Annotated in this window: 13 protein-coding genes; 12 read left to right on the forward strand and 1 reads right to left on the reverse strand. The window is 67.7% G+C overall.

Annotation, left to right across the window (positions count from 1 at the left end; translation table 11 throughout):
• Nucleotides 1-35 precede the first annotated feature (35 nt).
• The 11 genes from QOL82_RS06255 (at nt 36) to fdhD (ending at nt 12,270) form a co-directional block, all read left to right on the forward strand.
• Nucleotides 36-872, forward strand: a complete 837-nt coding sequence (locus tag QOL82_RS06255) for a DUF6279 family lipoprotein (protein ID WP_283441394.1) — start codon at nt 36-38, stop codon at nt 870-872.
• Between the two features lie 101 nt (nt 873-973).
• A complete protein-coding gene (locus tag QOL82_RS06260) occupies nt 974-1,486 on the forward strand; it encodes an aspartate carbamoyltransferase (protein ID WP_283441395.1) in 513 nt (170 codons plus the stop codon).
• Nucleotides 1,487-1,890: 404 nt separating this feature from the next.
• Nucleotides 1,891-4,698 (forward strand): monovalent cation/H+ antiporter subunit A, encoded by a 2,808-nt coding sequence (locus tag QOL82_RS06265; RefSeq protein WP_283441396.1) that lies wholly within the window; start codon nt 1,891-1,893, stop codon nt 4,696-4,698.
• A gap of 2 nt (nt 4,699-4,700) precedes the next feature.
• A complete protein-coding gene (locus tag QOL82_RS06270; protein ID WP_283441397.1) occupies nt 4,701-5,030 on the forward strand; it encodes a Na+/H+ antiporter subunit C in 330 nt (109 codons plus the stop codon).
• The gene (locus QOL82_RS06275; protein WP_283441398.1) at nt 5,027-6,577 is read left to right on the forward strand and encodes a monovalent cation/H+ antiporter subunit D; all 1,551 of its coding nucleotides are present in this window, start codon (nt 5,027-5,029) and stop codon (nt 6,575-6,577) included. Before QOL82_RS06270 ends, QOL82_RS06275 begins: the two co-directional genes overlap by 4 nt.
• Nucleotides 6,574-7,068, forward strand: a complete 495-nt coding sequence (locus QOL82_RS06280; protein ID WP_283441399.1) for a Na+/H+ antiporter subunit E — start codon at nt 6,574-6,576, stop codon at nt 7,066-7,068. Before QOL82_RS06275 ends, QOL82_RS06280 begins: the two co-directional genes overlap by 4 nt.
• Complete coding sequence (locus QOL82_RS06285) at nt 7,062-7,331, forward strand: K+/H+ antiporter subunit F (RefSeq protein ID WP_283441400.1); 270 nt, start codon at nt 7,062-7,064, stop codon at nt 7,329-7,331. Before QOL82_RS06280 ends, QOL82_RS06285 begins: the two co-directional genes overlap by 7 nt.
• 10 nt (nt 7,332-7,341) lie before the next feature.
• Nucleotides 7,342-7,677, forward strand: coding sequence for a Na+/H+ antiporter subunit G (locus QOL82_RS06290; protein WP_283441401.1), 336 nt, complete (start codon nt 7,342-7,344; stop codon nt 7,675-7,677).
• A gap of 82 nt (nt 7,678-7,759) precedes the next feature.
• Nucleotides 7,760-9,082 carry a cation:proton antiporter gene (locus QOL82_RS06295; protein WP_283441402.1) on the forward strand — a complete coding sequence of 441 codons (1,323 nt, stop codon included), beginning with the start codon at nt 7,760-7,762 and terminating at the stop codon, nt 9,080-9,082.
• 87 nt (nt 9,083-9,169) lie between these two features.
• Nucleotides 9,170-11,461: an FdhF/YdeP family oxidoreductase gene (locus tag QOL82_RS06300; protein WP_283441403.1), complete on the forward strand. Its 2,292-nt coding sequence runs from the start codon at nt 9,170-9,172 to the stop codon at nt 11,459-11,461.
• Nucleotides 11,458-12,270, forward strand: a complete 813-nt coding sequence (gene fdhD, locus QOL82_RS06305; RefSeq protein WP_283441404.1) for a formate dehydrogenase accessory sulfurtransferase FdhD — start codon at nt 11,458-11,460, stop codon at nt 12,268-12,270. Before QOL82_RS06300 ends, fdhD begins: the two co-directional genes overlap by 4 nt.
• Nucleotides 12,271-12,273: 3 nt before the next feature.
• Here the strand turns inward: fdhD and QOL82_RS06310 are convergent, their stop codons facing one another.
• Nucleotides 12,274-13,668, reverse strand: coding sequence for an App1 family protein phosphatidate phosphatase (locus QOL82_RS06310; protein ID WP_283441405.1), 1,395 nt, complete (start codon nt 13,666-13,668; stop codon nt 12,274-12,276).
• 201 nt (nt 13,669-13,869) lie between these two features.
• Between QOL82_RS06310 and ttcA the strand changes: the two genes are divergently transcribed.
• On the forward strand, nt 13,870-14,736 hold the full coding sequence (ttcA, locus tag QOL82_RS06315; protein WP_430438451.1) for a tRNA 2-thiocytidine(32) synthetase TtcA: 867 nt from the start codon (nt 13,870-13,872) through the stop codon (nt 14,734-14,736).
• Nucleotides 14,737-14,908 lie beyond the last annotated feature (172 nt).

Raw genomic sequence — 14,908 nt, forward strand, 5'->3', positions numbered from 1 at the left:
TTGGACTGCTTGTCGTTTTCCTGTCGGGCTGCAGCATGGCACGTCTGGGCTATAACAACGGGGAAACAGTTTCCTATTTTTGGCTGAATGGCTACATCGGTTTCGATGCCGATCAAAAACCGTGGGTAAAAAAGGAATTGGCCGGTCTTTTCGCCTGGCACCGCCGCACTCAGTTGCCAGAATACCTGCCCTTGCTGGCACAGGCGAAAAAACGGGTGCAGAAGCCGGTCAGCGAGGCCGAACTGGTGCAGGACTATGAAGATATCCGCCGCCGCGTGCTGGTCATCACCGACCGTGCCGCGCCGGTGGCGGCCGACCTGGCGCTGGCGCTGAGGCCGGAACAGATTGCCAGCATCGAGCGGAAGTTTGCCGACAATAACGAGACTTTCCGGAAGGAACACCTGCGCGGCGACCTTGCACAGCGGCAACGCGAGCGTTTCAAGCGCTCGATGAAGCAGGCCAAGATATGGTTCGGCAATTTCTCCACCGAGCAGGAGCGCCAGATCCGCCTGCTGTCGGACGCCCGTCCGCTGGACGACGAGCTGGTGCTGGCCGACCGCATGCAGCGCCAGGCGGAAATGATCCGCATGCTGCAGCGGATCGAAGCCGAGAAACCGACGCGGGAAGCCGCGGTCGGCATGATCCGCCAGTATGTATCTGGCGCGATGGATCACTACAATCATCCCGAATACCAGAATTACTTCGAGAAATACCGCGCCGCCCAGATGCGCATGGTGGCGGGCATCTTCAATATCAGCACGCCGGAGCAGAAGCAGCATTTCGAGAAGGAAGTGCAGGGCTGGATCGACGATTTCGACACCCTGTCGCGCCTGGACCCGCCGCCGGCGGCCCAGCGCATTCCGGTCAACTGACTTGAACTGAACTGAACTGAACCGAACTGAGCCGAACTGCGCGCCGCCGCCGGGCGGCGCTAGATACCCACTTCTTCCTCATGCCGTCCTGCGGGATCGAGATGCAAAAAAAATCATCGTTCGTCGCCCTGTCCGCGTTCTGCCTGGCCGCCATTGCCGCAATGCCGGCGCAGGCCCAGCAAAGGCAGGCGGAAGTCGCTGCCCGCGGCGCCGAGGTCATGCCCTTCGACCTGGCGGCGAGCAGCCATGTATTCACCAAGAGCCGCAACGGCGGCCTGCAGCAGGTCATGGTGAAAAATCACAAGGACGGCAGGCAGCTGCGGCAGGTGCGCAGCCACCTGCGCGAGATCGCCGGGCGTTTCGAGCAGGGCGACTTCGGCGCGCCGGCGAAGATCCATGGCGCCGACATGCCTGGCCTGGCGGAACTGCGGCAGGCGAAGCCGGGCGAGATTTCCATCCAGTACCGCGAACTGGCGAACGGCGCCCAGATCAGGTACGCCACCTCAAACCCGGCGCTGGTGCCGGTGCTGCACCAGTGGTTCGACGCCCAGCTCGCGGACCATGGCGCGGACGCGATGGAAGGGCATGAACACCATGCCGGGCATGGACAATAGCGCGCGGCGGCGCTGAGCGGGAACGGGCGCCGCGGCCTGCGATAAGCGCGGGCCGCGGCCATCCGCGGATGCAGCCGCACGGCAAGGGCGGGCAAGGTTGCCGGGCGACATCCGGCGCCTGGCGCCCGGCTTTCCTGGCCGCCGCCGGGCCGATGCGAAAGGCGGCTGCGCCTGCCTGCGCCGCCGCATGGAGCCGCACCGACCGGCAGGAAAAACGGAAGTCATTTTCAACCGCGGCTGGCCGCGCTGCGCTGGCGCCGACCGGTCCTATCCGCTAACATGGCGCTGCCCTTCGCCATGCAGTTCCCACGCCAGCCTGCGGTTTGCAGCGCCCGGCGGCCACGCCATCCCGTCCCCGGCCATGCCGGGTCAACCCGATAGAAGACCACCGGAGCTTGCAGTCATTGACCTTTCCCCTGATCGTTCTCATCCCGTTCCTCGCGGCCTGGCTGCCGGTGCTGGCCATGCGCAGCGGCCGCAATGCGAGCGCATGGAGCGCGGGCGCGGTGCTGGCGGCCGCGCTGGCGCTGCTGCTGTCGCAGGCGCCGCGCGTGCTGGCCGGCGAGACGCTGCGCGCCGCCTGGCAGTGGCTGCCGCAGGCCGGCATCAACCTCTCGTTCCGGCTTGACGGCCTGGGGCTGCTGTTCTGCCTGCTGATCCTGGGCATCGGCCTGCTGGTGGTGCTGTATGCCGCGTACTACCTGTCGGACGACGACCCGATAGGCCGCTTCTTTGCCTACCTGCTGCTGTTCGCCGGCGCGATGCTGGGCGTGGTGCTGTCGGAGAACGTGCTGCTGCTGGTGGTGTTCTGGGAGCTGACCTCGCTGACGTCCTTCCTGCTGATCGCCTTCTGGCATCACCGCTCGGACGCGAGGGAGGGCGCGCGGATGGCGCTGGCGGTCACCGGGGCCGGCGGCCTGAGCCTGCTGGCCGGCATGGTGCTGCTGGGCCAGGCGGCCGGCAGCTTCGAGCTGACCGAGATTTTCGCCAATGCGGAGCAGGTGCGGGCCAGCCCGCTGTACCTGCCCCTGATGGTGCTGATCCTGCTGGGCGCGTTCACCAAGTCGGCGCAGTTTCCGTTTCACTTCTGGCTGCCGCATGCGATGGCCGCGCCGACCCCGGTCAGCGCGTACCTGCATTCGGCCACCATGGTCAAGGCCGGCATCTTCCTGCTGGCCCGTTTCTACCCGGTGCTGTCCGGCACCGACGCCTGGTTCTATATCGTCACCACCACCGGATTCGTCACCTTCGCCTTCGGCGCCTATGCGGCGCTATGGAAACATGACCTGAAAGGCCTGCTCGCGTATTCCACCATCAGCCACCTGGGCCTGATCACGCTGCTGTTCGGGCTGCAGACGAAGCTGTCGGTGGTGGCCGCCGTGTTCCACATCATCAATCACGCGACCTTCAAGGCGTCGCTGTTCATGGCCGCCGGCATCATCGACCACGAAGCCGGCACCCGCGACATGCGCAAGCTGAACGGCCTGTGGAAAACGATGCCCTATACCGGCATGCTGGCGATGGTGGCGGCCGGCGCGATGGCCGGCGTGCCGCTGCTCAACGGCTTCCTGTCCAAGGAGATGTTCCTGGCCGAGACCGTGCAGTTCGCCGGGCGCGCGCAGTGGGGCCTGCTGCTGCCGGTGGCGGTCACGCTGGCCAGCGTGTTCAGCGTGGCCTACAGCGTGCGTTTCATCGACGACGTGTTCTTCAACGGCGAGCCGCAGGGGCTGACGAAAACGCCGCACGAACCGCCGCACTGGATGCGCATCCCGGTCGAACTGCTGGTCGCCGTCTGCCTGGCGGTCGGCATCTTCCCCGAGCACACCGTCGCGCCGCTGCTGGCGGCGGCGGTCGACGCCACGGTCAACGGGGCGCCGGTGCCGCCGTATTCGCTGGCGATCTGGCACGGCTTCAACCTGCCGCTGGCGATGAGCGGCATCGCGCTGGCCGGCGGCCTGTTTGCCTATTATTTCCTGCAGCGCACGTACGACCTGCACCGCCACCTGCCCACCCTGTTCAATGGCCATTGGCTTTATCACAAGGGACTGGGCCGCCTGCTCGGCTTTTCGGGCCGGCTCACCGCCGGGCTGGAGAACAATTCGCTGCAGCGCTATCTGGGCTGGCTGGTGATCGCCGCGCTGGTGCTGGCCGCCTGGCCCTTCCTGCATCTCGGCTGGAGCAGCGGCGACCGGCCGCGCACCCCGGTCAACGGCATGGCGCTGGTGATCTGGCTGATCCTGGCGGTCTGCATCGCCGCCGCGGTGGCGCTGCACCGGCAGCGGCTGGTGGCGCTCATCATGGTCAGCGCCGTCGGCCTGGTGCCGACGCTGGTGTTCGCCTGGCTGGGAGCGCCCGACCTCGGCCTGACCCAGGTCACGGTGGAAGTCGTCACCATCGTGCTGCTGCTGCTGGCCCTGCACTGGCTGCCGCAGCACAGCCCGGCCGAGCCCAGCTCCCGCCGCGGCCGCACGCTGGGCCGGGCGGCGATCGCGCTGGCGGCGGGCGGCGGCATGGCGGCGCTGGCCTACGCGGTGCTGACCAGGCCGTTCCGGTCGCTGTCGGACTTCTACCTCGCCAACAGCATGCCGGGCGGCGGCGGCGCCAACGTGGTCAATGTCATCCTGGTCGACTTCCGCGGCTACGACACCTTCGGCGAAATCATCGTGCTGGCCATCGCCGCGCTCGGCATCGCGGCGATGATGGGCAAGCCGCTGTCGGCGCGCCGCGCCGCCGACCAGGACGGCAGGCCCTGGTCGCCCGACCTGCATCCGCTGATGCTGTCGGTGCTGACCAGCCTGCTGCTGCCGCTGGCGCTGATGGTGGCGGTATTCATCTTCATGCGCGGCCACAACCTGCCCGGCGGCGGCTTCGTCGCCGGCCTGGTGACCGGCATCGCGCTGATCCTGCTCTACATCGCCAACGGCATCGGCTGGGCAGGCGCCCGCATGCAGCTGGCATTCGCGCCGGTGATCGGCGCCGGCGTGTTCATCGCCGGCCTGACCGGCATCGCCAGCTGGCTGTTCGCCAGGCCGTTCCTGACCAGCGCGCACGGCCATCCCAATCTGCCCGTCATCGGCGACCTGCCGCTGGCCAGCGCCATGGCCTTCGACCTCGGCGTCTACCTGACCGTGGTCGGCGTCGTGCTGCTGGTGCTGTCCAGCCTGGGCCGGGCGACCGTCGCCGCCCGCCCTGAAACCGACAAGGAGACCTGACCATGGAACTGCTGATCGCTGGCGCAATCGGCCTGCTGACGGCAGGCGGCGTCTACCTGCTGCTGCAGGCCCATACCTTCACGATGGTGCTGGGGCTCACGCTCATCTCGTACGCGGTCAACCTCTTCATCTTCGTGATGGGCAGGCTGACGCCCGGCGCCCCGCCGCTGATTGCCGCCGGCGCCGCCGGCTATGCCGACCCGCTGCCGCAGGCGCTGGTGCTGACCGCGCTGGTGATCGGCTTCGGCATGACCGCGTTCGTCGTCGTGCTGGCGCTGCGCGCGCGGCATGCGCACGGCAGCGACCATGTCGACGGCGAGGCGTCCCAATGAACCACCTGGTGATCGCGCCGGTCGTGCTGCCGGCGCTGGCTGCGGCGCTGCTGTTGCTGCTGCGCCCGTCGCTGCGCTGGCAGCGCCTTGCCGCCGGCGCCGTCTGCGCCGCGCTGGCGGCGCTCGCCGCCTGGCTCGTCATGCTGGCGGCCCAGGGCGGCCACCAGGTCTATGCGCTGGGCGACTGGCCGGCGCCGTTCGGCATCGTGTTGGTGCTGGACCGGCTGTCGGCGATGATGCTGCTGCTGACATCCGTCATCGCCGCCTGCAGCCTGCTGCATGCAATGCGCGGGCGGGACGCCGAGGGCAGCCACTTCCACGCGCTGTTCCTGTTCCAGCTGATGGGCATCAACGGCGCTTTCCTGACCGGCGACTTGTTCAACCTGTTCGTCTTCTTCGAAGTGCTGCTGATCGCGTCCTACTGCCTGCTGCTGCATGGCGGCAAAAACGGCCAGCTGCTGCCCGGCCTGCACTATGTCGCCATCAACTTCACCGGCTCCTTCCTGTTCCTGGTCGGCGCCAGCCTGCTGTACGCGGTGACCGGCACGCTGAACTTTGCCGACATGGCGCAGAAGGTGGCTGCCGCCCCGGCCGCGGACGGCGCGCTGATCCGCGCCGGAGCCTTGCTGCTGCTGCTGGTGTTCGCGACCAAGGCGGCGCTGTTCCCGCTGTATTTCTGGCTGCCGCGCGCCTACAGCGCCGCCGAAGCGCCGGTCGCCGCGCTGTTCGCGATCATGACCAAGGTCGGCGTCTACGCGATCCTGCGGGTGGCCACGCTGGTCTTCGGACCGGCGTCGGGCGTGGCCGCCGGCGTCGTCGAGGCATGGCTGCTGCCGGCGGCGCTGATGACCGTGGCGATTGCCACGTTCGGCGTGCTCGCCGGGCGCAGCCTGCGCACCATGGCCGGCTACCTGAACATCGCCTCGGTCGGCATCATCTGCGCCGGCGTCGGCATGTTCTCGGCTGCCGGCATCGCCGCGGCGCTGTATTACCTGCTGCACAGCACGCTGGTGATCAGCCTGCTGTTCCTGCTGGTCGACCTGATACGCCGCCGCCGCATCGACGGCGACAGCATTGCGCGCGGCGCCGCGCCCACGCCCCCGAAGCTGCTGGGCGCGCTGTTTTTCACCACGGCCATCGCGGTCGTCGGTTTGCCGCCGCTGTCGGGATTCCTCGGCAAGGTCCTGCTGCTGCAGGCGGCGCAGGCGCATGACGCCGCGGCGCTGGTCTGGGCGGTGGTGCTGGGCAATGCATTCCTGGCCCTGGTCGCCATGGCGCGCGCCGGCAGCCTGGTGTTCTGGCACACGGATACCGCAGAACCGGCGTCCGCGCCCATGCCCATGCCCGCCTGGCAGCCGGCGAAAGTGCTGGCGGCCGACGCGCTGCCGGCGCTGCTGCTGATGGGCTGCATCGTCGCGCTGACCGCGGCGGCAGGACCGGCGGCCGACTACGCGGCGGCAACCGCAAGCCAGTTGCTGCAGCCCGCCGGCTACATCGACAGCGTGCTGCAGCATCCCGCCGCCGCCGCAAACGGAGAGCGCCGATGAAGACCGCAAGATGGCTGCCTTACCCCTACGCGTCGGCGACGCTGCTGGCGGTGTGGCTGATGCTCAACAGCACGCTGGCCCCGGCGCACGTGCTGCTGGGCGCCTTCCTCGGCTGGAGCATTCCGCTGCTGTCCTCGCGCCTGCTGGGCCGCCGGGTGCCGCTGCGCCGGCCGCTGCTGGCGCTGCGCCTGCTGCTGACCGTGCTGTGGGACATCGTCGTCGCCAACCTGGCCGTCGCCCGGCTCATCCTCGGGCCGCGCGCGGCGCTGCGTCCCGGCTTCGTCCGGGTGCCGGTCGACTTGCGCGAGCCGTACGCGGTGTTCACGCTGGCCTGCATCATCACGCTGACGCCGGGCACGGTGTCCTCCAGCATCAGCGAGGACAGGCGCTGGCTGCTGGTCCATGCGCTCGATGTCGACGACGAAGCCGCCCTGATCGCCGACATCAGGCAACGCTATGAACTGCCGCTCAAGGAGATATTCGCATGCTGAACACCGCCATCTGGATCGCGTCGGCGCTGCTTGCCGCCGCGCTGCTGCTCAACCTCTACCGGCTGCTGCGCGGGCCGGACCTGCCGGACCGCATCGTGGCCCTCGACACCCTGTACATCAATGCGATGGCGCTGCTGGTGCTGTTCGGCATACAGCAGAACAGCCGCGCGTATTTCGAGATCGCGCTGCTGATGGCGATGGTGGGTTTCGTCGGCACCGCCATGCTCGCCAAGTACCTGCTGCGCGGCGACATCATCGAGTGAGGAGAGCGACATGGCGACGCTGATCGAAGCGCTGGTTTCCTTTTTCCTGGTGGGCGGCGCGCTGTTTGCGCTGCTCGGCTCCTGGGGCCTGGCGCGTCTGCCGGACTTCTACACCCGGCTGCACGGGCCGTCGAAGGCGTCCACGCTCGGCGTGGGCGGCATGCTGGTCGCGTCCATGCTGTATTTCGCCGCACGCGGCGAGCCCAGTTTGCATGAACTGCTGATCACGCTATTTCTTTTCATCAGCACCCCGGTCAGCGCGCATCTGCTGGTCAAGGCCGCACTGCATCTGAAAGTCCGGTCGGTGTGCCCGCTGCCTGTTGAGGACAATCAACAGAAACGTTAAGCGGTGCGCTGGTTTTGTCTATTCTGCAACCAAGCCGCCATTGCAGAGTCACATTGCCTTACACACGAGATGAATTGCGGCAATGACGAATGCACTATGGTTTCTGCTGGTCGGCATATTGATGCTGACGCGCGGACTGACAGCCACTTCCCTGAAGCGGCTTCCGTTCACATCGGCCATCATCTATCTGGCAGCCGGCATCCTGCTCGGCCCGACCCTGCTCAACGTTTTCTACTTCGACCCGCTGAAACAATCCGGCCTGCTGGAAGTGCTGACCGAGATCGCGGTGCTGATCTCGCTGTTTTCCGCCGGCGTGAAAATGCCGGTGCCCCTGACATGGGCCAAGTGGCGCGCGCCGGTCCGGCTGGCCTGGGTGTCGATGACCATCACGGTCGCGATGATCGCCGGTTTCGCCTACTTCGTCCTCGGCATACCGCTGGGCGCCGGCATCCTGCTGGGCGCGGTGCTGGCGCCGACCGACCCGGTCCTCGCCACCGACGTTCAGACCCGCCATCCCGGCGACAACGACAGGCTGCGCTTCACGCTGACCTGCGAGGCCGGCATGAACGACGGCACCGCATTTCCCTTCGTGATGCTGGGCCTGGGCATGCTGGGCCTGCATGAACTGGGCGAGTTCGGCTGGCGCTGGATGCTGGTCGACGTGGTCTGGGCAACCGTCGGCGCGATCGCCATCGGCGTCGCCGGCGGCGTGCTGATCGCCAATATCGGCTGGCGGCTGCGCGGCATGACGGAAAAACACGAGGTGCTGGACGACCTGGTCGGCCTCGGCCTGATCGGCGTGGTCTACGGTTTCGCCGTCTATGTCAGCACCTGGGGCTTCCTGGCCGTCTTCTTCGCCGGCGTCGCGCTGCGGCAGGCCGAAATGCGGCTGGCCAGCAAGGCCGGCGTCTCGAAGGAAAAGCTCGAAGGGGAGGATGCGCACATCGCCGCGCTGGCGCCCGCGCCCGAGGGCGAGGAAGCGCCGCCGCAGATCGTCAGCGTCGAGGCGCTGGTGTTCAAGGAGCACCTGGAGCGGCTCTCCGAGCTGATGCTGGTGCTGCTGCTGGGCGGCATGATGGTGCGGGAATACTGGACCTGGAGTTCGGTCGGCTTTGCGCTGTTCCTGTTCCTGGTGGCCCGGCCCGTCAGCGTCTTCATCGGCCTGATCGGCACCAATACGTCGATGCGGATACGCGGCATCTCGGGCTGGTTCGGCGTGCGCGGCATCGGCTCCATCTATTACCTGAGCTATGCGATACAGCATGGCCTGCCGACCGGGCTGGCGCGCGAACTGATCCAGCTGACGCTGGTGGTGATCACGCTGTCCATCCTGCTCCATGGCACCAGCGTCAAGCCGCTGATGAACCGGCTGTGGCGCAAGCCGGCGGCGCAGGCGTCCGCCTAGCCGGGGAAATTTCGCAGCATTCCACAAACCGTGCCTTGCCGGCGCCGGCGCCGGGCAGGGCGTCCATCGTGTCGGGAGACAGTTGTCATGAGCAAGGAAGAAAAGTTCGAATCGGCCCATCAGCCCGCCGGCGGATGGGGATCGGTCAAGGCGGTGACCAAGATCCTGGCGCAGGAAAAGGTGCTGCTGCAGGGCGGCCGCGTGCTGATGAAGCAGAACAAGCCCGACGGCTTCGCCTGCGTCAGCTGCGCCTGGGCCAAGCCGGCGCATCCGCATCCGGCCGAATTCTGTTCCAACGGCGCCCAGGCCACCGCCTGGGAAATCACCAGCAAGCGGGTCGACCCCGGCTTTTTCCAGCGCCACACCGCGACCGAGCTGGAATCCTGGACCGACCACGCGCTGGAGGCGGAAGGCAGGCTGACCGCACCGCTGCGCTGGGACGCGGCCAGCGACAAGTACCTGGAAGTGACGTGGAAGCAGGCGTTTGACGAGATCGGCGCGGAACTGAAGAAGCTGGCGCCGAAGTCGTCGGTGTTCTACACCTCGGGCCGCGCGTCGCTGGAAACCGCCTACATGTTCCAGCTCCTTGCCCGAATGTACGGTTGCAACAACCTGCCCGACAGCTCCAACATGTGCCACGAAAGCACCTCGGTGGCGCTGCCGGAGACGATAGGCGTGCCGATCGGCACGGTGGCGCTGGACGATTTCGAGACGACCGACTGCATCTTCTTCTTCGGCCAGAACGTCGGCACCAACAGCCCCCGCATGCTGCACCAGCTTCAGGAAGCCCGCAAGCGCGGGGTGCCGGTCATCACCTTCAACCCGCTGCGCGAGCGCGGCCTGGTCAGCTTCACCAATCCGCAGGACCCGGCGCAGATGCTGACCGCGGACGAGACCGGCATCAGCACCCAGTACCTGCAGCTGAAGGCCGGCGGCGACAGCGCGGCGCTGATGGGCCTGTGCAAGTTCCTGGTCGAGTGGGACGACGCCGCGCTGCGCGACGGCAGGGCGCGCGTGCTCGACGCCCGCTTCATCGAGCAGCATGCGCATGGCTTCGAGGAATTCGCCGCGGCGGCGCGGGCCTGCAGCTGGGAGTCGATCGAACGCGAGTCCGGCCTCGACCGCGGCGCGCTGGAGCTGGCGGCCGGCGCCTATGCCAATGCGCGGGCCGTCATCGGCGTCTACGGCATGGGCCTGACCCAGCACAAGAAAGGCGTGCAGAACGTGCAGATGCTGTCCAACCTGCTGCTGTTGAAGGGCAATATCGGCAAGCCCGGCGCCGGCATCTGCCCGGTGCGCGGCCATTCCAACGTGCAGGGACAGCGCACGGTCGGCATCAGCGAAAAGCCGGAGCTGGTGCCGCTGGACAAGCTGGAGCAGCAGTTCGGCTTCAAGGCGCCGCGCGACAAGGGACTGGCGACGGTGGATACCTGCCACGGCATCCTCGACGGCAGCGTCCGGGCCTTCGTCAGCCTGGGCGGCAACTTCGTGCGCGCCGCGCCGGAAACCGACCTGCTGGAGCCGGCATGGCGGCGGCTGCGGCTGTCGGTGCAGATCGCCACCAAGCTCAACCGCAGCCACGTGCTGCACGGCGAGGTCGCCTACATCCTGCCCTGCCTCGGGCGCATCGAGATCGACCGCCAGGCCAGCGGCGAGCAGGCGGTGTCGGTCGAGGACAGCACCGGCTGCATGCATGGATCGCGCGGCCAGGTCGAGCCGGCCAGCCCCGGCCTGCTGTCGGAACCGGCCATCGTCGCCGGCATTGCGCAGGCCGCGCTGGCGCCGAATCCGGCGCTGGACTGGCAGACCTGGGTCGGCGACTACAGCCTGATACGCGCCGAGATCGCCAGGACCTGGCCGGAAATCTTCCATGATTTCGAGGCGCGCATGTGGAAGCCCGGCGGCTTTGCCCGCCCGATCGCCGCCAGGCAGCGGATCTGGAAGACGCCGACCGGCAAGGCCACGTTCGTCGCGCCGGCCTCGCTCGACGAAAACCCCGACATGCCCGGCCGGCCCGACGTGCTGACGCTCTTCACGCTGCGCTCCGACGGCCAGTTCAACACCACGATCTATCACAACGACGACCGTTTCCGCGGCGTCTACGGCACCCGCCGCGTGTTGCTGATGAACCCCGGCGACATCCAGCGCCTCGGCTTCGCCGAAGGCGACCGGGTGACCGCCGCCACCCTGGCCGACGACGGCGTGGACCGTACCGTGGCCGGCCTGCGCGTGACGCCCTACAACGTGCCGCAGGGCTGCGCCGCCGGCTATTTCCCGGAATGCAATCCGCTGATCCCGCTGTGGCATCACGCCGAGGAAAGCATGGTGCCGGCGGCCAAGGCGATTTCCATCACGCTCAGCCGCACGGAGGCCGCATGAACTGCGCAACGATGGACACGCTGCCGGAAGCCAGCTGCCAGGTCGTCGCCTGGCGCCACGGCCTGGCGGCCACCGAGACCGTGGTCGAGGAAGTGCCGGTGGCGCTGGTCTACAACGGCATATCGCACGCGGTGCTGCTGGCGACGCCGATGGACCTGGAAGACTTCGCGCTCGGCTTCAGCCTGGGCGAAGGCATCCTCGCCGGCGCATCCGACCTGTACGACATGGACGTGCAGCAGTCGGCGCAGGGCATTGCGCTGCAGATGACCATCGCCAGCGGCGCGATGCATGCGCTGAAGCTGCGCCGCCGCAGCCTGGCCGGCCGCACCGGCTGCGGCCTGTGCGGCACCGAGAGCCTGGACCAGGTGGCGCGGCCGATCGCGCCGGTGCAGGCCGGCGGCAGCGTGAGCGCGCCGGCGCTGCATGCGGCCATGTCGGCGCTCAAGGACAGGCAGGTGCTGCACCAGGCCACCGGCGCGGTCCATGCAGCCGGCTGGGCAGGCTGGGACGGACGCCTGCAGCTCGCGCGCGAGGATGTCGGCCGCCACAATGCGCTGGACAAGCTGATCGGCGCGCTCGCCTATGCCGGCATCGACCCGCGCGATGGCTTCGCCGTCGTCACCAGCCGCGCCAGCTTCGAGATGGTGCACAAGGCCGCCGCCGCCGGCATCCGCCTGCTGGCGGCCATCTCGGCCCCGACCGCGATGGCGGTGCGGCTGGCCGAGCAGGGCGGCCTGACCCTGGCCGGCTTCGTGCGGCAGGACAGGCAGGTGGTGTATGCCCATGCGCAGCGGGTGCGCATGGATTGACCGTCAGGGCAGGGCCGGCGCCGCCTGGTCGCCGCGCTTGTCGGCGCGCACGTCGGCCACCGCGGCCGCGGCAATCAGGCCCGCGCCGGCCGCATGCGCCGCCGCGAATTCGCTGTCCAGGGACAGCACCAGCTGCGTGCCGCTGTCGTTCACCTCCTCCGCCAGCCGGTCGATCGCCTCGATGCGCGCCGGGTCCGGGTTGACGCTGCGGATATAGATCGCCCTGATCCGTTGCGGATAGCGCCGCACGACTTCCCGGTAGATTTCCGGGTCCTGCTGGCCGCTGTCGCCGATCAGGACGAAGGGCAGGTGCGGATAGGTCTCGAGGATCTGCGCGATATGCGTCAGCTTGTGGTCCATGTGGCTGCCGGCCCCGAACAGGCTGCGCACACCCAGTTCCTTCAATAGCAGCGGACCCAGCGGCAGTGACTGCGACTCCAGGAAGTCGACCAGCGGCGTGTACAGGTGCCAGGGGCTGCTCGACACATAGAACAGCGGATTGCCGGCGTCGCCTTCCGCGCCCCGCTGCAGCGCCCGGTAGAACGCGGTGACGCCCTTGAACGGCTTGCGGGTGTGGGCATTCGACATCGCCAGCATCTTCAGCATCCGCAGCTTGCTGGTCACATTGCTCCACAGGACCGTGTCGTCGATATCGCTGATGACGCCGAAGCGCGCGGCGGCGGGCGGCACCAGCACCCGCGCCTCGGCCTCCGCCGGCGGGCCGCTGCGCGGCTTCGGATCCTGCAGCGTCAGCCGCACCGCATGCCAGCCCCCGGCCAGCGGCTGCGGCAGCTTCAGCGCCGCATGGAAATAACCGGAGTCGTCGGCCACGATGTCCTGTTCGATGCCGCCGAACGATGCGCGCAGCACCGCGCCCGGCACTTCATCCGAACCGAGCCGCTTGTACAGTTCGACCAGGTTGCGCAGGCCGCTATGGGCCGGGTCGGGCGGCTGGAAGCCTTCATCCTTCAGCACCCGTCCCCTCAGCGTCAGGCAGTCGGCGGTGCCGTAGCCCATGTAGGGCACGATGATGGCGGCGCCGTCGCCGGCTGCATGGCGCCGCATGCGCCGGGCCGCGGCCCGCACCAGGCTGGCCGCCCCGTCCTGCGCGATGTCCCGCGCCTTCTGCAGCGCGGGATGCATCGTCGCGGCGTCGTCCGGCGCATGCTCGACCCAGAGCGTGCCGCCGCCGGCCAGCCCGCGCGCGGCGGCTTCCCGCTGCGCCGCCGAATGCGGATCGACCGGCTGCGGCAGGAGGTTCAGCGTGACGCCCTCATGCCGCAGCTGCGCGATTTCATCGTTGGACAGCACCCCGGGGTTCAGCCACAGCCCATCCCGTATCGGGCCTGCCGCCTGCAGGTCGGCCAGCCCGCGCCGGCTCAGGATCAGGAACGGCATGCGCCACCCCCGACGCCCGCGTCCGCCCGGCTCCGGCCCCGCACCCGCCAATGTGAGAAAATGCCGCCTCCGCCCGTCTGCCTTACCGGCGCTTTTGCTTGCTGCATGCCGCTTCCATTAACAAAGAGATCACGTATGAATACCGCCGTCAGCCCCTCCAACGACACCGAAGCCGAAGACCTCGCTGGCGCCCAGGAGCAGATGCACACCGGCTCGCGGCGCTTCGAGATCCTGGAAAAGAACCTGCGCCGCCAGACCGGCAAGGCCGTCATCGACTTCAACATGATAGAAGAAGGCGACCGGGTCATGGTCTGCCTGTCCGGCGGCGCCGACAGCTACACCATGCTCGAAACCCTGCGCTATTTGCAAAAGGTCGCGCCGATCAACTTCGAGCTGTTCGCGGTCAACCTCGACCAGAAGCAGCCCGGCTTCCCGGAAGAGGTGCTGCCGCGCTACCTCGACGGCATCGGCATGCCTTACCGCATCGTCGAGGAAGACACCTACAGCATCGTGAAGGAAAAGGTCGCCCCCGGCAAGACCACCTGTTCGCTGTGCTCGCGGCTGCGGCGCGGGATCCTGTACCGCACCGCGAAGGAAATCGGCGCAACCAAGATCGCGCTGGGACACCATCGCGACGACATCCTGCATACCTTCATGCTCAACCTGTTCTACGGCGGCACCGTCAAAACCATGCCGCCGAAGCTGCGGGCCGACGACGGCGAGAACGTGGTGATACGGCCGCTTGCCTATTGCAAGGAATCGGACATCAAGAAGTATGCGGCGGCGATGGGCTTTCCCATCATTCCCTGTACGTTGTGCGGGACGCAGCCTAACCTGCAGCGGCAGGCGATGCGGGAGATGGCCAACGCGTGGGAGGCGAAGAATCCGCTCTGGATCAAGAGCATGTTCACCGCGATGAGCAATCTGGTGCCGTCGCACATGCTGGATCGGGAGCTGTTTGATTTCAATTCGTTCACCCTGGCGGAGGGTGGGGCGGTGGAGGGCGATACGCTTTTTGATCCGGCGGAGCCGCAGGGGCAGGGCGGGGCCGTGATCAGGTTGATCTGATCGAGGAAGTTGTCGCTGCGGGGCAGATGCCGTTGCGTGCAGCCCCGCGCAGCGACAGTTGTGGTTGCTGTTAGCCCGCGCAGCGACAGTTGTAGTTGACCTTCCGCGCAGCGACGGTTGCAGTTGCAGTTGCAGTTGCTTGTGAAGTGGCCGTTGCCGTTGCAGCTGCTTG

Origin of the sequence: Noviherbaspirillum suwonense (assembly GCF_900182955.1) — a bacterium.
Taxonomy (GTDB): Bacteria; Pseudomonadota; Gammaproteobacteria; order Burkholderiales; family Burkholderiaceae_D; genus Noviherbaspirillum_A; species Noviherbaspirillum_A suwonense.

Bases quoted from the DNA above. Each gene is read 5' to 3' on its own strand.
- QOL82_RS06255 (WP_283441394.1), top strand. From the start codon at position 36: ATGGCACGTCTGGGCTATAACAACGGGGAAACAGTTTCCTATTTTTGG.
- QOL82_RS06260 (WP_283441395.1), top strand. From the start codon at position 974: ATGCAAAAAAAATCATCGTTCGTCGCCCTGTCCGCGTTCTGCCTGGCC.
- QOL82_RS06270 (WP_283441397.1), top strand. From the start codon at position 4,701: ATGGAACTGCTGATCGCTGGCGCAATCGGCCTGCTGACGGCAGGCGGC.
- QOL82_RS06275 (WP_283441398.1), top strand. From the start codon at position 5,027: ATGAACCACCTGGTGATCGCGCCGGTCGTGCTGCCGGCGCTGGCTGCG.
- QOL82_RS06280 (WP_283441399.1), top strand. From the start codon at position 6,574: ATGAAGACCGCAAGATGGCTGCCTTACCCCTACGCGTCGGCGACGCTG.
- QOL82_RS06285 (WP_283441400.1), top strand. From the start codon at position 7,062: ATGCTGAACACCGCCATCTGGATCGCGTCGGCGCTGCTTGCCGCCGCG.
- QOL82_RS06290 (WP_283441401.1), top strand. From the start codon at position 7,342: ATGGCGACGCTGATCGAAGCGCTGGTTTCCTTTTTCCTGGTGGGCGGC.
- QOL82_RS06295 (WP_283441402.1), top strand. From the start codon at position 7,760: ATGACGAATGCACTATGGTTTCTGCTGGTCGGCATATTGATGCTGACG.
- QOL82_RS06300 (WP_283441403.1), top strand. From the start codon at position 9,170: ATGAGCAAGGAAGAAAAGTTCGAATCGGCCCATCAGCCCGCCGGCGGA.
- fdhD (WP_283441404.1), top strand. From the start codon at position 11,458: ATGAACTGCGCAACGATGGACACGCTGCCGGAAGCCAGCTGCCAGGTC.
- QOL82_RS06310 (WP_283441405.1), bottom strand. From the start codon at position 13,668: ATGCCGTTCCTGATCCTGAGCCGGCGCGGGCTGGCCGACCTGCAGGCG.
- ttcA (WP_430438451.1), top strand. From the start codon at position 13,870: ATGCACACCGGCTCGCGGCGCTTCGAGATCCTGGAAAAGAACCTGCGC.